Origin of the sequence: Bacillus sp. 17RED48 (assembly GCF_019837545.1) — a bacterium.
Taxonomy (GTDB): Bacteria; Bacillota; Bacilli; order Bacillales; family Bacillaceae_G; genus Bacillus_A; species Bacillus_A wiedmannii.
The window spans coordinates 298,429-318,961 of the sequence record NZ_JADAXG010000006.1; the positions used below are offsets into that span (position 1 = coordinate 298,429).

19 protein-coding genes and 1 pseudogene are annotated in these 20,533 nt (G+C 36.4%); 11 read left to right on the forward strand and 9 right to left on the reverse strand.

Features of this window, described 5'->3' with window-relative positions; all coding sequences use genetic code 11:
• Positions 1 to 15: 15 nt before the first annotated feature.
• The 3 genes from ILT06_RS22885 to ILT06_RS22895 form a co-directional block, all read right to left on the reverse strand.
• On the reverse strand, positions 16 to 396 hold the full coding sequence (locus ILT06_RS22885; RefSeq protein WP_222655571.1) for a VOC family protein: 381 nt from the start codon (positions 394 to 396) through the stop codon (positions 16 to 18).
• A gap of 44 nt (positions 397 to 440) precedes the next feature.
• The gene (locus ILT06_RS22890) at positions 441 to 1,598 is read right to left on the reverse strand and encodes an acyltransferase (protein WP_098103010.1); all 1,158 of its coding nucleotides are present in this window, start codon (positions 1,596 to 1,598) and stop codon (positions 441 to 443) included.
• Between the two features lie 164 nt (positions 1,599 to 1,762).
• Entirely contained in the window at positions 1,763 to 2,980 is a 1,218-nt protein-coding gene (locus ILT06_RS22895; RefSeq protein ID WP_000649365.1) for a dicarboxylate/amino acid:cation symporter, read from the reverse strand.
• A gap of 224 nt (positions 2,981 to 3,204) precedes the next feature.
• On the opposite strand from ILT06_RS22895, the gene ILT06_RS22900 reads away from it, so the two are divergent.
• From ILT06_RS22900 to ILT06_RS22915, 4 genes and pseudogenes are all read left to right on the forward strand, one after another.
• Positions 3,205 to 3,507: a PTS sugar transporter subunit IIB gene (locus ILT06_RS22900; RefSeq protein ID WP_048563423.1), complete on the forward strand. Its 303-nt coding sequence runs from the start codon at positions 3,205 to 3,207 to the stop codon at positions 3,505 to 3,507.
• Positions 3,508 to 3,521: 14 nt separating this feature from the next.
• Positions 3,522 to 4,823, forward strand: a complete 1,302-nt coding sequence (gene celB / locus ILT06_RS22905) for a PTS cellobiose transporter subunit IIC (RefSeq protein WP_064476180.1) — start codon at positions 3,522 to 3,524, stop codon at positions 4,821 to 4,823.
• A 9-nt stretch (positions 4,824 to 4,832) separates the two neighbouring features.
• The gene (locus tag ILT06_RS22910; RefSeq protein WP_064476181.1) at positions 4,833 to 5,150 is read left to right on the forward strand and encodes a PTS lactose/cellobiose transporter subunit IIA; all 318 of its coding nucleotides are present in this window, start codon (positions 4,833 to 4,835) and stop codon (positions 5,148 to 5,150) included.
• A gap of 109 nt (positions 5,151 to 5,259) precedes the next feature.
• A pseudogene (locus tag ILT06_RS22915) lies at positions 5,260 to 5,427 on the forward strand (DUF3021 family protein); the annotation flags it as partial.
• Positions 5,428 to 5,520: 93 nt separating this feature from the next.
• Here the strand turns inward: ILT06_RS22915 and speD are convergent.
• A complete protein-coding gene (gene speD / locus ILT06_RS22920) occupies positions 5,521 to 5,892 on the reverse strand; it encodes an adenosylmethionine decarboxylase (RefSeq protein WP_064476183.1) in 372 nt (123 codons plus the stop codon).
• 27 nt (positions 5,893 to 5,919) lie between these two features.
• Positions 5,920 to 7,167 (reverse strand): polyamine aminopropyltransferase, encoded by a 1,248-nt coding sequence (locus tag ILT06_RS22925; RefSeq protein ID WP_064476184.1) that lies wholly within the window; start codon positions 7,165 to 7,167, stop codon positions 5,920 to 5,922.
• A gap of 398 nt (positions 7,168 to 7,565) precedes the next feature.
• Between ILT06_RS22925 and ILT06_RS22930 the strand changes: the two genes are divergently transcribed.
• From ILT06_RS22930 to chbG, 5 genes are all read left to right on the forward strand, one after another.
• A complete protein-coding gene (locus ILT06_RS22930) occupies positions 7,566 to 7,868 on the forward strand; it encodes a PTS sugar transporter subunit IIB (RefSeq protein ID WP_001023569.1) in 303 nt (100 codons plus the stop codon).
• 16 nt (positions 7,869 to 7,884) lie between these two features.
• Positions 7,885 to 9,192 (forward strand): PTS cellobiose transporter subunit IIC, encoded by a 1,308-nt coding sequence (celB, locus tag ILT06_RS22935; RefSeq protein ID WP_222655572.1) that lies wholly within the window; start codon positions 7,885 to 7,887, stop codon positions 9,190 to 9,192.
• A 183-nt stretch (positions 9,193 to 9,375) separates the two neighbouring features.
• Positions 9,376 to 9,699, forward strand: a complete 324-nt coding sequence (locus ILT06_RS22940) for a PTS lactose/cellobiose transporter subunit IIA (RefSeq protein WP_000989050.1) — start codon at positions 9,376 to 9,378, stop codon at positions 9,697 to 9,699.
• 3 nt (positions 9,700 to 9,702) lie between these two features.
• A complete protein-coding gene (gene celF / locus ILT06_RS22945) occupies positions 9,703 to 11,028 on the forward strand; it encodes a 6-phospho-beta-glucosidase (protein WP_000145757.1) in 1,326 nt (441 codons plus the stop codon).
• 48 nt (positions 11,029 to 11,076) lie between these two features.
• Complete coding sequence (gene chbG, locus ILT06_RS22950; protein WP_088047794.1) at positions 11,077 to 11,781, forward strand: chitin disaccharide deacetylase; 705 nt, start codon at positions 11,077 to 11,079, stop codon at positions 11,779 to 11,781.
• A 38-nt stretch (positions 11,782 to 11,819) separates the two neighbouring features.
• Here the strand turns inward: chbG and ILT06_RS22955 are convergent, their stop codons facing one another.
• The gene (locus ILT06_RS22955) at positions 11,820 to 13,001 is read right to left on the reverse strand and encodes a chromate transporter (protein ID WP_088047795.1); all 1,182 of its coding nucleotides are present in this window, start codon (positions 12,999 to 13,001) and stop codon (positions 11,820 to 11,822) included.
• Between the two features lie 189 nt (positions 13,002 to 13,190).
• Here ILT06_RS22955 and exsM point away from each other — a divergent pair, with 189 nt between their 5' ends.
• Positions 13,191 to 13,604 (forward strand): exosporium regulatory protein ExsM, encoded by a 414-nt coding sequence (gene exsM / locus ILT06_RS22960; protein WP_064476189.1) that lies wholly within the window; start codon positions 13,191 to 13,193, stop codon positions 13,602 to 13,604.
• Between the two features lie 100 nt (positions 13,605 to 13,704).
• Here the strand turns inward: exsM and ILT06_RS22965 are convergent, their stop codons facing one another.
• From ILT06_RS22965 to ILT06_RS22975, 3 genes are all read right to left on the reverse strand, one after another.
• Positions 13,705 to 16,380, reverse strand: a complete 2,676-nt coding sequence (locus ILT06_RS22965) for a sigma-54-dependent transcriptional regulator (protein WP_103655674.1) — start codon at positions 16,378 to 16,380, stop codon at positions 13,705 to 13,707.
• A 104-nt stretch (positions 16,381 to 16,484) separates the two neighbouring features.
• Positions 16,485 to 17,222: a polysaccharide deacetylase family protein gene (locus ILT06_RS22970; protein WP_064476191.1), complete on the reverse strand. Its 738-nt coding sequence runs from the start codon at positions 17,220 to 17,222 to the stop codon at positions 16,485 to 16,487.
• A gap of 207 nt (positions 17,223 to 17,429) precedes the next feature.
• Complete coding sequence (locus ILT06_RS22975) at positions 17,430 to 18,503, reverse strand: glycosyltransferase family 4 protein (protein WP_222655573.1); 1,074 nt, start codon at positions 18,501 to 18,503, stop codon at positions 17,430 to 17,432.
• A 588-nt stretch (positions 18,504 to 19,091) separates the two neighbouring features.
• Between ILT06_RS22975 and ILT06_RS22980 the strand changes: the two genes are divergently transcribed.
• A complete protein-coding gene (locus ILT06_RS22980) occupies positions 19,092 to 20,462 on the forward strand; it encodes a UDP-glucose dehydrogenase family protein (RefSeq protein ID WP_149173763.1) in 1,371 nt (456 codons plus the stop codon).
• Positions 20,463 to 20,533: the final 71 nt, after the last annotated feature.

The window sequence follows — 20,533 nt, forward strand, 5'->3', positions numbered from 1 at the left end:
AGGATAGCTCCTTTTTTATTTACGTTCCATTACCGCAAAGTAATTATTTTCATTATCAGCAAAGTTGAATGCTCTACCTGTAGGTAAATCTACAACTTGTCCAACTATAACGTTTTTCTCAGAAAGATCTTTATACAGTTGATCTAAGTTATTAGAGAAGAACATAAGTGAAGGCGTATGTAAGTTTAATTCAGGTTGCATCTTCGCAATTAACGCTTTATCGTGAAGGACGATGCTTGTGCCTGCTTCCTTCGTTGGTGCAATTTCAATCCAGCGAAACCCTTGTCCGTTATTTTCTTCTGCAATCATTTGGAATCCTACTGTCTCAGTCCAAAATTGTACTGCTTCATTTTGATTATTTACATATAACATAATTTGTCCAATTTGATTAATCATAGGTGTGTGTCCTACTTTCTTTTCTTGTATGGAATTCTATTATATCAAAGATATGGTTTGAATACTTTTTCTTGATTTTTCCGAAGTACAATCTTAGCCCATTTCATATTTGTCGTAGGGGAAGGCCCTGTAATCCATGTGTGAAATGGTAGTGTACTGCAAATGACCATTGCTGAAATCGAGATTGTGGCCGTTATTGTAAATAATAATAGGCTATATAATATTGTGTTTTCTTGCAGTGTAAATAAAGAAAGAAATTTTGTACATAGTTGTAAGAAGAAAAAGTGAGCTAAATAAGCACCATATGTGTAATTCCCGATAAATCGTAAAGCTTTATACAAGAAACCGCGTCGCTGTACGATTGTAATAGACAGAACGTAAAGTATGATAATTTCGCATACAATATATAAAAACATAGACGGTTTTAAATAAGTCGAAACGGTTAAATGAATAGAGTTTGCTCCGTAAAAACTAAATAACTCATAATTGATGAATAGAAATAAGACGAAAAATAACATTGTTATAAGCGGGATATGTTTCATGACAAATAAACGCCAAGTTTTTAGTGCGACAGCAGCGATTCCTCCCATGACGAAATAGAATGAGTAGAAGAAGAAGGAACGATCTGTATAATGTAAAATGGTTGAGCTAGTCAATTTCTCTCCATTAAAAATGTAGTGAGAAGAATACCACATTAAGAGGAAATATAGAGAAGCAAAGATGGTCATATATTTATATATGTCTTTTTTATTTTCTGTTCGTTTTTGAAACCAATAAAATAGTGTGCACAGCAAAGGGAACAATAAATGAATTTGGAACATCATAATCACGTACCAAAGATGGGGCGCGGCTGTTCCGAGTAATAAACTTTTTATTCCGCTTTGTAGTGTAATCATATCGTTTGTTGTTAATAAGTAAAGAATAGACCAGAAGAAATAAGGAATGAGTAAATGTGCGGCTTTTTCATAAATATATTCTGTATAGGCTAGTTGCTTTGTATATTGCCGAATTAAGTGAAAGCCAACGATAAATATGAATGCAGGTGCTGAAAATTTTGCAAGGTTGAATAGCATGCCCATAATGAGGGATTGCTCAAGTAAGACATTTCCTTGATGCATTGTGTATAATAAGGAACTTTGCAAAACGACAGCAAGGAATGCAATGCTTTGCAAAATTTTAAATTCTGGTGCGCTTTGAGTCATTATGTCCATCTCCTTTTCCATACATGATTATAGTACGGAGAATGGATAATAGGTGTGGAATATTTGTGAAGATTATAACAAATTTGTGGCGGAATGGATTATTTCGATATATTTATCACAACAAAAAAGAGGATGCTCGTTTGGAGCATCCTCTTTCCATTTTATTAAGCAAATTTATTTTTGATCCAGTTTTTACCTTCTACAAGGCGAGCTGTCATTACGGCACAAGCGTTATCTGCTGTTACGTTTAACATCGTTGCAGGAGGATCAATGATTGTACTAATTGCTGCGATAATTGGCAATGCTTCTGGCGGGAAGCCGTATAGAGAAACGATTAACATTTCACCAATCATACCACCACCTGGAATGGCGCCCATTACTGTTCCTACTAATAGAGAAACAACAAGTGCAATTGCTAATGTTTTCGGTCCTTCGAATTCCATGTTGAAAATACCGAATAAGAAAGCAATTTTTAATACGCCACCTAAAACAGATCCGTCTTTATGAAGTGTAGATCCAAGAAGGACAACTGTTTCACGAACGTCAGAAGAGATACCCATTTTCTTCGTTGCTTCTAAGTTCGCTGGAATACTTGCGGCACTACTACAAGTTGCAAGAGATGTAACTGTAGGAGAGACCATGTTCTTCCAAAATAATTGTACACCTTGTTTGCGACCCGCAAGGTATGCATAGAACGTGAAGAATACAAAGAAGTAAATGAGAGACGCTGGATAGTATACCATTGCTGCTCGGAAATAAGTTCCAAGAAGTTGTGGTCCGAATTCACCAACTAATGCCGCGAAGTAAGCAGCAAGTCCGATTGGAGCGTAGTACATAATGAAAGATACAACTTTCATTGAAATTTCTGCACCAGCTTGTAAGAATGTAGCGAATGGTTTTCCTTTTTCACCAACTGCTGAAGTTGCAACCCCCATTAAAATAGAGAAGAAAATAAGAGCTAACATATTTTCACGAGATAGTAACTTCGAGAAATCAGATACTGTTATAATACCAACAATTTGATCCGCAACACTAACAGCTTTTTCAGCTTTATCGGGCTGCGTTAGTTCTAATACAACACCTTGTGCTGGCGGAAATACTTTCACGACAATAATCATAAAAATAGCAGCTAAAATACTTGTAAATAAGAAAGTTCCAGCCATACTAGACATAATTTTACCGAAACGTTTTAATCCATCCATATTAGCAATAGATGACGCGATGCTAAAGAACACTAAAGGTACAACAATCGTAAACATTAAGTTTAAGAAAATGTCACCAAGCGGCTTTAAAGCAACGGCATCGGCACCCATGAAATAACCAATGAAACCACCAATTAGGATAGAAGATAATAAAATAAGCGGAAAGCGATATGCCTTCATAAATATATCCTCCTATCAATTAAAAAAATCATACTGAATTATTATAGCGAGTTAGAGCCCTCTTTACTAGGAAAATACCGATAGGTGGAATAGCGTGAAAAACGAGAAATTTTTGTTTTTGAGCTCGGCATACAGCAGGAAATCTAGACATATATATTTGTAACCTAGTGGTGGCAAAGGATGCACCGTAACTTAGGTTTGGAAAAAGGGGGGAGGGAAAAGGGATGAATATTTTACTTTGCTGTGCAGCGGGAATGTCTTCCAGTTTGATTGTTACTAAAATGGAGAAAGCAGCAGAGGCAAAAGGGATAGAGGTAAAGATTTGGGCAGTATCAGGTTCTGAAGTAAATAGTCACATAGATGAAGCTGACGTACTTTTACTTGGACCACAAGTACGTTATTTATTACCGAAAATGAAAGAGTTATGTAAGGAGAAGGGAGTACCTGTTGATGTCATTCAATCTGTCCATTACGGGCTTTGTAATGGAGAAGCTATCTTACAAGCAGCTTTGTCAATGAAACCATGAGGAGAGTGGGATAGATGATACGGTTTTTAGAGAAATATGTAATGCCAGTAGCGGGAAAGGTTGCAGAACAGAGGCATTTGCTAGCAATTCGTGATGGACTTGTATTGACGATGCCTTTCTTAATTATAGGATCATTTTTCCTCATCATTAGTGCTTTACCAATACCAGGTTATAATGATTTTATGGCAGGTTTGTTTGGGGAGAATTGGCAGAGGGCTTTGGGGTATCCAGTTAGTGCAACTTTTAATATAATGGCTTTAATAGCTGTTTTTGGAATCGCTTACAGACTTGGAGAATATTATAAAGTGGACGCTTTAGCATCCGGGGCATTGTCGCTTGTGACGTTTTTACTTGCGACGCCATTTCAAGTTGCATATATTATACCAAGTACAAAAGAGAGTGTACTTGTAGAAGGTGCTATCCCAGCTGCGTTAATGGGAAGCCAAGGGTTATTTGTAGCAATGATTATTGCACTTATATCTACTGAACTTTATCGGTTTATTGTACAAAAAAAGATAATTATAAAGATGCCAGAGACAGTTCCGCCAGCTGTGACACGTTCATTTGCCGCGCTTGTTCCAGGATTTATTGTTGTAACGGTTATTTGGATTTTACGCTTAATTATAGAAAATACTTCTTTTGGCAGTATCCATAATATTGTGGGGCAAATTTTACAGGAACCACTTAGTGTACTTGGTGCTAGTCTTTGGGGCGCAATAATAGCTGTTATTCTCGTTCATGTTCTTTGGTCATGTGGAATTCATGGAGCTACTATTGTTGGTGGTGTAATGAGTCCGGTTTGGTTGTCGTTAATGGATCAAAACCGAGTTGCTTACCAAGCAGGGCAAGATATACCAAATACGATTACTGCACAGTTTTTTGATTTATGGATTTATATGGGCGGATCTGGTGCGACACTTGCTTTAGTTATTGGAATGTTATTGTTTGCACGAAGTCAGCAATTAAAAAGTTTAGGTAGATTGTCAATTGCACCTGGTATATTTAACATTAATGAGATGGTAACTTTTGGTATGCCGATTGTCATGAACCCAATTTTACTAATTCCATTTATATTGGTTCCAGTTGTGTTAACAATTGTTTCTTACTTTGCAATGGAATGGGGATTAGTTGCTCGTCCGAGCGGGGCTGCTGTTCCTTGGACGACACCGATTCTGTTTAGCGGATATTTAGGATCGGGTGGGAAAATTTCAGGTGTTGTGTTACAACTTGTTAATTTTGCGCTTGCATTCTTCATTTATTTACCGTTCTTAAAAATATGGGATAAACAAAAAGTAGCGGAAGAAAAGGGGGAGTAAAGAAGTAAAATGGATACGATAGAGACGAAAGCTTTTCATTTAATTTTGCATGGGGGAAATGCGAGAAGTTGTTCAATGGAAGCAATTGATTGCGCAAAGCGTGGGGAATTTACAGAAGCAGAAGCTAAATTACAAGAAGCGTTAGATGAATTAAAAGAGGCACACCGTGTACAAACGGATCTCATACAGAAAGAAGCTGGTGGTGAAAAGACCGAAGTTACCCTTCTGATGGTGCACGCGCAAGATCATTTAATGAATGCAATTACGGTGAAGGAATTAGCGAGTGAATTTGTAGAATTATATAGGAAGATGTCGATGTCTGAATGAACCTTGCGTATGCAAGGTTTTTTTATGTTGTATTAAGAGACAGTTATGACGAAACAAAAACCACTTACGCAGGATTATATTTATTATTTCCAGGTTTATGTAAAAATGAATAGGAACATTTTTGCCTACAGCCATTTGGATTGGATGGGTTTCAAATCGTTTCGGTCCGATTCTTGTTTGTATAGGAAGTTTTATTGTTATTTACTTCATTATATGGTTTATGATGATGTTATACTGGAAGCGAAAAATCGAGAGATTAAACCATCAATTAAGGTGAAAAAATATGTATGTTTCTGTACCATCAGTGGAATGGTCGTTCCACTGATGGTATTTACAATCCTCCTTTTTCACAAATGAGTAAGAGTGATAATTAATCGGTTGTAACAATCTCTCCTATACCACGAATTAGTTTTTTTATATTCATCTCATTTGGTTTTAATATACTTACGATATAATCAATCGCTATTTGCGGTTCAACGGTCGTACCACACGTATAACAGTCAACGGCTGCAAAGTTTTTTTCTGGATAAGTGTGAATAGAAAGGTGGCTTTCTGATAGTAAAACTAAGACAGTAACACCGTACGGTTCGAATTCTTTTGCACTTACGTTTAAAACATGGGCACCTGAGTGATCAGCAGCGGTAACTAAATGATATTCTAAAAAGTGAACATCATCTAATAGGGAAAAGTCCACTCCCCATAAATCTACTATTATATGCTTACCGAAAGTAGAGTATTCCATAAGATAGCACTCCTCACTATAATATCGTTAAAACTCCATTTCTTTTTTATAACACTGATGTAGGATAAGGTTTGATTCTGAATTTAAAAGGGCAAGGTTACGCTGTTCGAGATGTTCTTCTTTAAATTGAAATAAGGGAGAAAGAAGAGAAGGTAATGTTTGAGGAGTTGGTACAACATATAATTGCTCAATTTGATCAAGTACATATTCAGAATTAGCCGCAATATGAAATCCCCAGTCAGTTCCAAAAGAAGGAACGATTGTATGATAACTTTTCACAGTTAATCCAGCATGTTCAATTGTGTTACCGATACTCCAATATACAAGGGGTGCATCAGCAGGTGAATTAGATTGACAGACGAACGCGCCATCTTCTGTTAAAAACGTAGCGATACGAGCAAAAAGTTCACTTGTATATAAAGTACTTAACAACTCTGTCGCTGGGTCTGGAAAATCAATAATGATTACATCGTATAAAGAGGAAGGAGAATTCAGAAATTTCTTTGCATCGCATACGTGTGCATTCACACGATTATCAAAAAATGCGCTTTTGTTCAAAGAAACTAATTCAGGAACATTACGAGCCATATCAATCATCGATCCATCTAAGTCAACAAGGTCTACATGTAGCACAGTTTCATACTTCAAAACTTCTCGTAAGGCAAGGCCATCGCCACCACCTAATATGAGAACACGTTTTGGATCAATTACTTTTGACATAATCGGATGCACAAGGGCTTCATGATAAATTTGTTCGTCAACGGAACTGAATTGTAGTTGTTTGTCTAAATATAAACGGACATCGCTTACTTGTAACAAAGTAATATTTTGATAATTACTTTGTTCTGCAAATAAACTCGTATGCTCGCCATTTTGTATCTGTTGTAGAGAAATTGCATCCCATACATCTAAGTTGTGTGAACTTGTTTCTATTATAGGTTCCAATTGTTCTTGTTTGTCCTGTTTATCTTGTTTATTTTGCTTGTCCTGCTTGTCTTGTTTATTTTGCTTGTCCTGTTTGTCCTGTTTATTTTGCTTGTCCTGTTTGTCCTGCTTGTCTTGTTTATTTTGCTTGTCCTGTTTGTCTTGTTTGTTTTGCTTGTCTTGTTTGTCCTGTTTGTTTTGCTTGTCCTGTTTGTTTTGCTTATCCTGCTTATTTTCTATTTCCTGTTGTTCTAGTTCAAATTTGTCAGAGTCTAATTCAGAACGCTTGTCTTTTTTATAGCTTGTTATTCTATAAATCTTTATTTTGTTCTGTTTTCTATGTTTTGGCATAGGAATCCCCTTTCGAATTTTGTTATTTTATTCTATTCTATGTAATTTAGTAGAGGTGGCTTGGACAATAGATAGAAGAATGTGTTTAAGAGAGGTTTATTTTTTCAATAGATTTTCACGCTAAAAAAATTTTAGTGTTTTTTTGTTTTGAATACAACTAGACAACTAAACACTAATCTATTTTCATACAGTTATGTGTTAAAAGCGTGTTGTTTTATAACACACTGTGTGTTTTTTTGGTGACACACTAATTGAAAGCGTTAACACACAAAGAAAACAGTCGGAAAAGTGCTGATTTTAGTGGTTTTAAAAAGTTGGCACGCTAATTGCATTAATAAATAGCGTAAAGAAAAATAAATAAACATAAATTTTTTATACTACACAAGGGGGATTTTTAAATGAATATTTTATTATGTTGCTCAGCAGGGATGTCTACAAGTTTACTAGTTACAAAAATGGAAGCGGCTGCAAAAGCTCGCGGTCTAGAAGGAAAGATTTGGGCTGTATCTGGGGATGCAGTAAAAACAAATATCGATCAAGCAGATGTATTATTACTAGGACCACAAGTTCGTTACATGCTTTCTTCAATGAAAACGCTTGCTGATGAGAGAAACGTTGGAATCGACGTTATTAATCCAATGCACTACGGCATGATGAATGGAGAAGCAGTTTTAGATCACGCATTAACACTTAAAAAATAATTAGGGGGGAAGCGAAATGCAAAAGTTTATTGCATTCATGGAGAAATATATTGTTCCTGTAGCTGGTAAAATCGGATCGCAACGTCACTTAGCTGCGATCCGTGATGGATTTATTGCAGTTATGCCACTTATTTTAGTTGGTGCACTGGCATCACTAATTAATGGTTTTCCGTCTGAAGCTTTCCAAGAGTTCATGAAAGATTTGTTTGGTGAAACGTGGAAACAAGTTGGCGGTGGAATGTGGACTGGTTCTTTCGCAATTTTAGCACTAATCATAGCATTTACAACAAGTTATAACTTAGCAAAATCTTACGGCGTTGATGGTTTGTCAGCAGGTATTATTTCATTTGGTGCGTTAATTATTCTTACGCCAACAACACCGAAAGAAGGCGGATTGAACTTAGCTTGGACAGGGGCACAAGGGCTATTCGTAGCAATTATCGTGGCACTCCTTGTTACTGAAGTATTCCGTTTCTTTGTACAAAGAAACATTACTTTTAAAATGCCTGATGGAGTACCGCCAGCAGTTTTAAGATCTTTCGCAGCTATAGTTCCAGCATTTGTTATCTTAACAGTAGTTGCAGGTATTCAATTAGCAGTGAAATTAGCTGGTACAAGTGTTCATGAATTTATCTTTAATACGATTCAATCACCACTGCAAAGTTTAGCAGGGACATTACCAAGTGCAATTATCATTGTACTCCTTGTTCATCTTCTTTGGTTCTTCGGTTTACATGGGCCAAATATCGTTGGTGGTATTATTGAGCCATTATACTTACCGGCATTAGAGAAAAATATGAAGTTATTCCAAGGTGGTACATCTGCATTTGATGTTCCAAACATTATTACAAAACCATTCTTTGATACTTTCGTATATCTTGGTGGTTCTGGTGCAACATTAGCGTTCTTAGTGGTCGTATTAATTGTAGCAAAAAGTGCACAATTACGCGGTGTATCTCGCTTATCAATTGGACCAGGTGCATTCAATATTAACGAACCAGTAATCTTTGGTACACCAATTATTTTAAATCCAATTTTATTCTTACCGTTTATCCTAACACCAATTGTATTAGTAATTACTTCTTATACAGCAATATCTATTGGTTGGGTACCAAAAACAGTTGTGATGATTCCATGGGCAACACCACCAATTATTAGTGGTTATCTTGTAACAGGTGGACATCTTTCAGGTGCAATTCTACAGTTATTCAACTTTGTAATTGCGATGGTAATCTACTATCCATTCGTTGTATTATCTGACCGTTCTGTTGTTCGTACTGAAAAAGCAGCAGCACAAGGAAATAACAACTCTGTACCTATGTAACATAGTAATTGTTCTCACGGGTAACATTATCTGTGAGAACAATCACCTTTATATCATGTTCAGAAAGATGAGACCCATCTACAAGAACACCAAACTATCATTCATAAAATAATAATTTAATAGAAATGTTCAAACTGAAGGGGTATTTCAATCGGTTGAACCATAATAGAGAGGGCGGTAATTATGATGACTACAGCAGAACAAATTCCATTCCAATTAATTTTAAATAGTGGTAATGCACGAAGCTTTGCGATGGAGGCACTTCAATTTGCCAAACAGGGGAAAATGGCAGAGGCTGATGAAGCGATGGTAAAGGCGAAAGAAGCGATTAATGAAGCGCATCATTTCCAAACAGAGCTCATACAATCAGAAGCAAGAGGAGAAAAAACAGAGATTAGTGTTCTTTTAATTCATGCACAGGATCATTTAATGAATGCGATTACAGTAAAAGAATTAGCAGCTGAATTTATTGACCTTTATAAAAAGTTAGAAGCGAAAGGGGAATAAAGCATGACTGGAATTAAAATTGCTACAATCGGCGGTGGATCTAGTTATACACCAGAGTTAATTGAAGGATTTATTAAGCGTTATGATGAGCTTCCTGTTCGTGAAATTTGGTTAGTAGATATTGAGGCAGGAAAAGAAAAGTTAGAAATCGTTGGTAACTTAGCGAAACGTATGGTGAAAAAATCTGGTTTACCAATCGAGGTACATTTAACACTTGATCGCCGTGAAGCATTAAAAGATGCTGACTTCGTAACAACGCAGCTTCGCGTAGGTTTATTAGAAGCTCGTGCAAAAGATGAAGCAATCCCATTAAAATATGATGTAATCGGTCAGGAAACGAATGGTCCTGGTGGTTTATTCAAAGCACTGAGAACGATTCCTGTTATTTTAGATATTTGTAAGGATATGGAGGAGCTTTGTCCGAATGCATGGTTAATTAACTTCGCGAACCCAGCTGGTATGGTAACGGAAGCTGTGCTTCGTTATACAAATATTCAAAGAGTAGTTGGTCTATGTAACGTTCCAATCGGAATCCGTATGGGTCTTGCAAGATTACTTGAAGTAGATGCAAGTCGTGTCCACGTTGATTTCGCAGGTTTAAATCATATGGTATACGGACTAGATGTATATTTAGATGGCGTAAGTGTAATGGATCGTGTGTTAGAGCTTGTAACAGATCCAGAAAAGCAAATTACGATGGAAAATATTGCAGCGCTTAACTGGGAGCCAGACTTTATTCGCGGCCTTCGTGCAATTCCATGCCCATACCACCGTTATTACTACAAAACACGTGAAATGTTAGAAGAAGAGAAAGAAGCTTCTGTTGAAAAAGGTACACGTGCAGAAGTAGTAAAACAATTAGAAGATGATTTATTCGAGTTATATAAAGACCCGAACTTAGATATTAAACCACCACAATTAGAAAAACGTGGCGGCGCTTATTATAGTGACGCAGCATGTAGCTTAATTACGTCAATTTACAATAATAAAGGTGATATTCAGCCTGTTAATACACGAAACAACGGAACAATTGCAAGCTTACCACATGATTCGGCTGTTGAAGTGAACTGTATTATTACGAAAGAAGGTCCAAAACCAATTGCAGTTGGAGATCTTCCCGTACCAGTTCGCGGTTTAGTACAACAAATTAAATCATTTGAGCGCACAACAATTGAAGCTGCTGTTACAGGGGATTATCATAAAGCGCTGCTTGCTATGACAATTAATCCACTTGTACCATCAGATAAAGTTGCAAAACAAATTTTAGATGAAATGTTGGAAGCACATAAAGAATATCTTCCACAGTTCTTCAAAAAGGTAGAGAAATAAAGCGGCGCTATTTAGCCCGCTTTTTTTATTCTATTAGGAGGTATTATGATGATTAAGTTAATTGTAAATGCAGATGATTTCGGTCTTACAGAAGGTACAAATTACGGCATTATTGATGGACATATAAATGGACTTGTAAATTCAACGACAATGATGATGAATATGCCAGGAACAGAGCATGCGGTACGCTTAGCAAAAGAGTATAACCTACTCGGAGTAGGCGTACATCTCGTATTAACAGCAGGGAAACCACTTCTTAGAGACGTACCATCACTTGTAAGTAGTGATGGATTGTTTCATAAACAAAGCGTCGTATGGAAAGGGAATGTAAATCCAGAAGAAGTAGAGAGAGAGTGGACTGCTCAAATTGAGAAATTCCTATCTTACGGATTATCGCCAACTCATTTAGATAGTCATCATCATGTGCATGGATTACCAATCTTGCACGATGTTCTTGAGAGGTTAGCGGCTACATATAATGTTCCAATTCGTCGTTGTGAGGAAGAGCGAGCAGTACGCCCGTTTTCTGACGTGTTTTACAGTGATTTTTACGCGGATGGTGTGACGGAAGATTACTTTGTGAAGTTAAAAGAAAGAGTACAAGGTGAACAAACGGTAGAAATTATGGTTCATCCAGCTTATATTGATCCAGAGCTTGTGAAGCGTTCTTCTTACGTAATGGATCGTGTGAAAGAATTGCGTATTTTAACAGAGAGCGAGTTGCCTGAAGGAATAGAACTTGTGAAGTTTTAATAGAAAAACGACGGCTATATAATGCCGTCGTTTTTTGCTTACAAGATGGATAGAACATACCCGCCAAAGGCTCCGAGTATAACGATAACCCAAGGTGGTGTTTTCCAAAAAGCGAGCAGGCAAAATAGAAGAGACGCAAAAACAAAATCTACAGCGTTTATAATTGTGCTTGTCCAAATAGGATCATAAAAAGCTGCTAATAAAATACCGACAACGGCTGCATTGACTCCAAGTAGTGCACCTTGTATGTAAGAGATTTTTCTCACACTGTCCCAAAATGGTAAAACACCAATAACGAGCAAGAAAGCAGGAAGAAAGATCGCAATTGTTGCGAGTATGGCTCCAAGCGTCCCGTTTAAAACTGCTCCTATATAAGAGGCGAATGTAAATAGTGGACCTGGTACCGCTTGTGTTAATCCGTATCCAGCTAGGAACTGTTCTTTCGTCATCATTCCGTTTTGTACGAACTCACCTTCAAGAAGGGGTAGCACGACGTGTCCGCCTCCAAATACAAGTGCACCAGAGCGATAGAAACTATCAAATAAAGCGATGTAATAAGAGAACGGTCTTACTATTGGTAGCAGTATTAATAGTCCGAAGAATAAGATGAGACAAGAAACTGCTATCTTTTTTGAAATAGGTACTTTTATATTTTGAGATTGGCTAATTGGTTGGTTGCGATATAAAAACCAGCCTATAAAGCCCGATATTATAATAAGGGTGACTTGTGTCCAGCTGCTTGGCCATAATAAGGCGATTGCGGCAGTTACAATCGCAATCGTCGCACGATTTCGGTCTGGCGTTAATTTTTGTGCCATTCCCCATATGGCATGAGCAACAATGGCGACTGCTACAAGTTTTAGTCCGTGAATCCAGCCAGCACTTCCAAGATCGAACTGATTAAGGAATGAGGCGAAGAAAACTAAAACAAGCACAGACGGTAAAGTGAATCCAATCCATGAAATAATAGCTCCTAATACCCCGCCTCTTAATAATCCAACCCCCATACCGACTTGGCTGCTAGCAGGACCAGGGAGGAATTGGCATAGTGCTACTAAATCACCATAGCTTCGTTCATCCATCCATTTTCTTTTTTGTACATATTCGTGGTGGAAATAGCCGAGATGGGCGACGGGGCCACCAAATGAAGTAATTCCTAATTTAAATGAAACGAGAAAAATCTCTAATAATGTGTGAAAAGTGTATTTGTTATTTTTCAAAACGACCTCCGAGAATGTTTTTCTATGTGCATTATACAAAAGATAGTGAAGCAAAAGGAACGATTCTAATGTAAAGATTGTGTGAATCTTTTCTTCGTAATTAAAATTTGAAAAAGTCATAAATGATTATGTATAAACCATAAAGTAGTAGAAGTAGTGCTGGGAAATTTATATGAGGAGAATGCCCGTATGACAACACATTTCTTTGCGAGGTTAACAGGAAAGAGGGAAATACCTCCTGTAAATACAGAAGCTTATGGTGTAACAGAGTTTATATTTAGTGATGATTTAAAGAAATTACAATATCGGATCATATTGAAAAACATCGAAAAAGTTACATCATGCCAAATTCATTTAGGAAAAGCGGATCAAATAGGTCCAGTGATTTTAAATTTGTTTGGTCCAATAAAGCAAGGTATTAGTGTAAATGAAGGAGTCGTGACCGGTGTAGTCAATGTGGAAGATTTTGAAGGCCCTTTACAGGGAAGAGCGTTTGATAGCCTACTTCAAGAAATCATTCAGACAAATGTATATGTAAATGTTTATACAAAGTCCAATAAGAAGGGCGAAATCAGGGGGAGAATCAGAAAAGTAAAGAAGTAGAAAAAAGGCTGTCCATATTTTGGAACAGCCTTTTTTTCTATAAGGTGCAAATTTTAGCGTTTATTATCGTTAAATCGATATATTTAAAAAACTGCTTCGATTAATTTTTTACAGGCTGATTTTTAATGAAGAAGTCCATGATATAAAACACTTCATCATCAGGTATTTGTATTTCAAATGTATTTTCAATTGGTTGTAATGCTTTTTTCACTTTCATATACATCCAGTACTCATCTTGTCTTCGTTTCTCTTTATCTGGATGAGGGAGGAGGCTTTCTCCTTTTTGAAGACGGTCAACCATACAGCTCATATGCAGAATCACACCCATTAAGCTGTCAGGAGTTAGCTGTAAGGAAATTAATTCTTGAATTGTATTTAATGCGTAACGAATTGTTTTAATAAGTAATGCTCCGTCGTTCCGCTGCATTTGTTGTTCCAGAATATCAGCCATTTTTGCATATGTTTCTTCATACGTAATTAATTCTTGAATTGGCTGAATCGCTGTGTAGTTTACAATGTCTTGGAAATGGTATGTTAAGCATGGCACCTGCACATCGAAATTTGTGACGATACAAATGATATTCCGTTCTTTTTTTATATTCTCAATCATTTTCGTTAAATCTTTTTCATGGACGATACTAATCGGAATAACTTCAATTAAGTCTTTGTCAAATCGCAAATAGTTCTCTAACATTTTTTGAATAGCTAAAGCACTGCCTTCCCCAGTTAAACAAGCTGTTAAAATAACAGACTTCATTGGTGATAGTGGCTTTTTCTTTTCTTCTTGTACGTTTAAGTAAAACGGTGTTAAGTTCTTCACTGTTTCATATAATGCATCTAACGAGTAGCCAAGTTGAGCTTTTCGAGCTGCTTCTAGTGCATGTGGAGTGCTTGTCATGGAAAGAACACGTACCGGAATTTTGAACTCAGTTTCTAATATATCACCAATATAAGCGAGCGAGCCCATATCGACGAGTAAGAGAAGTCCATTTACATTTTGGAGTGTTTTCATATACACTTTCACACGCTCTAAGAAATCTTTCGGCGATTCATGTAACGGCATATCGATACCGGTTACTTCCTCAATGCCGAGCAGTTCGTTTGCGACGTTTGCCATTTCTGTTGCGATGCCGTTGCCGTGCGCTAATATTAATACCTTTACTTCTGTTTGTGAGGCAGGAATTGGATCAACAACGAAGAACATTGTTAAAAAGCCTGCTTCATCAATAGGCATTGTTATGTGTAATTCGTCCTCCAGTAGTTGAATACATTGCATGGCTACGGAAAAAGCGTCTTTATATTTCGTACGAATTTGATTTAATTGTGGGTGATGAATTTGTTTCCCAGCTTGTAAACGTTGTAGAGTTGTCTGTACATGTAAGCTTAAAGCGAGAAATACTTTTTCATCAAACGTCTTAGATAAATGCTTTTCAGCAAGTTCCGCAATTCTTTCACATACGGAAACGATATTACGATCCACAATTTTAAAAACATTTTCATGACTTGTTTTTTTGGAAATTTGGTTAAAATATTGTACGAAAAAGCTTTGAATATCATTTTCTATTAGTAATTCTAATTCGTCTTCTTCAATACCGCGAGCTTGAAGTTCTTCGTATTTATAATCAATATAATCGTAAATAGAAGACCGTTTTTCATTCTCTATTTTATGATTACTCCAACCTTCATCACCTGTAAATATAAATGTTTCATTTGGTATTTGGTATAGATGACGGCTCTTTCTTTCAATGAATAGTCCTTCTTTCATATACCAAGGTAAATCTGTACTTGAAACATAGACAGAATCACGTTTCTTTGTCACAAATTCAGAGTAGGCTTTCGCACAGGCAATTTGTACATCCGTTTTTAATTGCCCGATGTTATTGGGGCAATTGTAAAAGACGAAAGCGCGCATTGCATTCGGACTAACGTGAATTTCTTTTCGCAGACGGATTGCTTCATTTGTGAAAAATAGTTGCAGTAAAGCAAATCGTTCTTTATGTGTACGCTCACGAAGTGGTGGTAGCGTAACAGTCATTGGTATACGTCTTGTAAATGTTTTTAATAAAAATGAATTTGGTTCTTCTGTTGTTGCAGTAATGATTAATACTTGTGCTGTACGCTCATTTTCTGTTTCTCCAAGGCGGCGGTATACCCCGCGGTCAATAAAGGTGAAAAGCATTTCTTGTCCCTCGGGAGGAAGGCGATGTACTTCATCTAAGAAAAGGATCCCTTCATGTGCTTTTTCAATTAACCCTTTTTGATCACTTGCCCCTGTATAAGCTCCTTTTTTAATCCCAAATAATTGCCCCAGTAGTAGCTGTGGATTATTTGCGTAATCGGCACAGTTAAAGACGATAAATGGTGCATTTTTAGGAAGCTGTTCAACTTCAATTGCATATTCGTGCATTAAAGAAGCGAACATAGATTTTCCGACCCCTGTTTCTCCTAGCAGTAAAGTATGCATACCGTTTGGAGGATAGAGAATAGAAGCTTTCGCTTTTTCGATTGCGATTTTAAGGCTTGTATTTTCAATTGCAAATGTATCTAATGAAGTCATTTCCTTTGAATGCGTTTCCAACGAAGCGTTCGTTTCTATATAAAAACGAACAGGACGCGTATTTGTTTTTAATAAACGTTTATCTTTTACAAGTTTGTTTAAGTCGCTACTTACATTGGCGCGATCTAGTTGTAGAAGGCTAGCGAGTTCTGATGCGGTTACACCTTCTATATAATTACCTTCTTGTATTGCGTTAAAAATGAGATCTATTCGTTTCATTTCTATTCACCTCGAAAATTCATCGCTATTTAAAATTTTACACAAAAATGGGAAGGGTGGGAAGAGAAAAATAAAACAGCTTTAGCACATAGGCACTAAAGCTGTTACAATCTTGTGTCTTTCCAAAAGTTCACTTCGAGGTGAGAAGATGGATTATAGGGAAGAAGTTTGTATCCTTGTGACTGTAAGTAATCAATTACTTTGGGCAGTATTTGTACGGTTACACTCGAGTCATGCATTAAAATCACTTCGACTTGTTCATCGCTCTGATTACGTACTCTTTCTAGTATGGCAGAAGGATTGTCATAGCTTTTCCAGTCATATGTATCGATTGTCCAATCCCACATTTTATACTGGGCGGATACAAGTGCATCACGGTAATTCTTTTTTAAGTAAGGCATGCTACCGTACGGGACACGAACGAGATGTGTATTTAATTTTGTAACTTGCTGAACAATATTTTGTGTTTGTTCCATTTCTGTAATTAAAGCGGATGGATCACCAGTGTAAAGGCGTTTTACATCGTGTGACATACTGTGAAGTCCGATATAATGCCCCTCTTTAATTAATCGTTGCATTGTTTTTTTATAATGTGGCACTTTTCCACCAATAACAAAGAAAGTTGCTTTTCCGTTCTTTTCTTTTAAGATGTTTAAAATTTGCGTAGTATATTTGTTTGGTCCGTCATCAAATGTTAAGTACGCGATTTTTTGGATAGGAGAGGTAGTTTCAGTATTTGGATGATGTTCAGCAGGGGGCATTGTAGTTGCTCCTGCATGAGATGACGCGTACATAGTAATCGTTAAAAATAAAATAATGTATTGAGATACTCGCTTGATCATAACATTCACCCTCAGTTTGACAATCAAGATGTAAAAAAGAAAATATAATCCTTTTCTTATTATGTATATCTTTCTCCAATAGTGGGACTCTCAAACAAACTATATTTTGGAAATATGAAATGAGGAGTAAAAAATAAAAAATAGCACCCTCTTATAAGAAAGAGGGTGCTATTTGAATATTTCATAATTGTAAAGGCTATACTACAATTAGTCTTCGCGTTTTTTCACTTTTTTATAGAAGGAAATAAGTGGTTTGTAACGTTCATGTACAAGCCCAATTACTTCAGCAATGATTTCTGTAAAGAAGATTAAAACGAAAAGAAGAATAATGGATAACCATAATGTCGCACTAGAGAAAATGATTGCATTTACACTAAAGAAAATACCGAATGCGTATATAATTAGTACCGTTTTACGATGAGAGAAGCCCATTGCAAGTAAACGGTGATGTAAATGCGATTTATCTGGTGCTGAAATAGGTTTTTTATTTACGATACGGCGGATAATTGCAAATGTCGTATCAAATACAGGTACGCCTAAAATGATAACTGGAACGATAAAGCTGAATAACGTTACACTTTTGTATAATCCAAGTAACGATATAACAGAAATACAGTATCCTAAAAATAGTGCGCCTGTATCTCCCATGAAAATTTTTGCTGGATGGAAGTTGTAGAATAAAAATCCAATTGTACTTGCTAATGTAATTAATGCTAGCGGTAAGATAATAGCGGCTCCAGTGCCCGATGGGCTAGTGAAGGCCATATATGCTAGCGTTGCAAGTACGATAGATGAAATACCAGCAGATAACCCATCTAAGCCATCAATTAAGTTGATTGCATTTGTAATACCTACAATCCAAAATACTGTAATTGGATAAGCAAGCCATCCGAGTTCAGTATCCCCGAGGATTGGAATATATAATACTTGCACTAATAATCCACTTTTTACAATCATTATGGCAACTAATAGTTGTCCACCGAATTTTACCTTCGCAGATAACTCGTACATATCATCTAAAATACCGATGATTACAATGATAATCGCACCTAGCGTTATCGATAACATTCTTTGTTCATATAAGCCGCCGACAACAAATCCTACAGCTACACCAATAAATATCGCTAATCCGCCAAGACGAGGCATAATCTTTTGGTGTACTTTACGAGCGTTTGGCTTATCTGTTGCTCCTATTTTAAAAGCTAACTTAATAACTAAAGGAGTAACGACGAGTACAGTGATGAAAGATGCCAAAATGGCATAAATCACTTGTGAGTCCATTAATACCCCACCCTTTTATAGTCTAACGTAAATTTTTTAATACATTTATCTGAAAATTATGATGTTTATTTACAGGCTCATAACATATGGTATCACAAAAAGATTAGAATTCAATCTTTTTTTCTGTTTACGGTAAATGGAAGCAGATAGAATATATGACAATTGTATACAGAATGTTGAATCATTTGAGAAGGTTAATCGTATTGGGCTTTGGAATATGACATTTTCTCTTTTTCTTCGATAGTGAATACTTTTATTTCAGTATTATAAGTGTTACACGTAGAAATGAGTAAGTTCCGTGTTAAAATGTGGGAATTTATCTGCATGAACGGGCAGTAAGGTTCGCACCTCAAAATTCAGTTGGAGAAAAGAAGTTAGGTGGCGATCTTAATTCCTGTAAAAGGCCGATTGGTTTAACTAATAATTAGTCGATGATGGATGCCCCTCACTGAATAAAGTTTCATTTTATATTCTTACATGTAATTTTACAAAAACTTAAAAAAGAATGGAAAAAGTAATTCATATAATAAAGAAGTAAAAGAGTTTTCTCATTTTTAATGTGAGAGGGGGAAGCACAGGGAGAATTCTATGTATTCGTATATTTCCTATTGTATATTCCTGTGCGAAAAGGAAATGAAAATTACGATAATAGGTACCGGATACGTTGGATTAATTACAGGAGTAGGATTGGCAATGTTAGGCCATTCAGTCACATGTTTTGATATAAATGATGAGAAAATGGAACGGATAAAGCAAGGAGATTTGCCTATTTATGAAGCGGGTTTATATGAATTAATAAATGATGCATGTGAGAATGATTGTTTAACTTTTACAACAAGTAGAGTAAAAGCATTTTACGATGCAGAATTTATATTTATTGCAGTTGGAACGCCATCTTTATTAGATGGGACAGCGGATTTAACATATATTCGAAGTGCTTGTGACGATATTGGAACATATGCGACGAACGACATTATTGTCGTTACGAAAAGTACGGTTCCTGTAGGTACAAATGATGTTATGAGGGGATGGATTGAGGAGAAATTACAAAATAGATATGAATTACATATCGTATCGAATCCGGAATTTTTACGGGAAGGTTCAGGGATTTACGATTTTTTTCAGGGAGATCGTATTGTAATTGGAGCAGATAATGAGGAAGCGGCACGAAAAGTGGAGAATTTGTATAGTGAATTACGCTTAAAAACGTATGTTACAGATATAAAAAGTGCAGAGATGATTAAATATGCATCGAATGCTTTTTTAGCGACAAAAATTAGTTTTATCAATGAAATCTCAAATATATGTGAGAAGGTAGGAGCCAATGTATTAGACGTTGCACAAGGGATGGGAATGGATAAGAGAATTGGGGCGTCTTTTTTAAATGCTGGCATTGGTTATGGGGGTTCGTGTTTTCCGAAAGATACGAAAGCCCTTGTGCAAATTGCAGGGAATGTGGCGCATGATTTTCGCTTGTTAAAAGCAGTCATTGAAGTGAATAATAAACAACAGTTGTTATTGATTGAGAAAGCGAAGAAAGTATTAAATATGAACAAGAAGCGGATTGCGGTGCTGGGAGCGGCATTTAAACCGAATACTGATGATATAAGAGACGCACCGTCCCTTATTATGATACAAGAATTAATTCATATAGGTGCGGATGTAGTTCTATATGACCCAAAAGCGATTCCAAATATGAAAAATATCTTTGGAGAGACTATACAATATAGCGAATGTATAGATGAATCGATTAGAGGAGCGAGTGCGGCTTTTATCATGACAGAATGGGAGGCTATCCGAGCTTATCCGTTAGAAAAGTACGCACAACTTATGAGAGAGCCTATTTTATTAGATGGAAGAAATTGTTATACTATTGAGGATGTCAAGAAGCAAGAAATAGATTATTATTCGGTTGGAAGAGAAAGTATTTGTAAAAGGGACTTTTCCGTTATTCGTTAAAAAGGCATGTATTCATGTATATTCTTATATGTCATAATAGAATTTGTAACTAGTGAAAGAAAAGAGGCAAT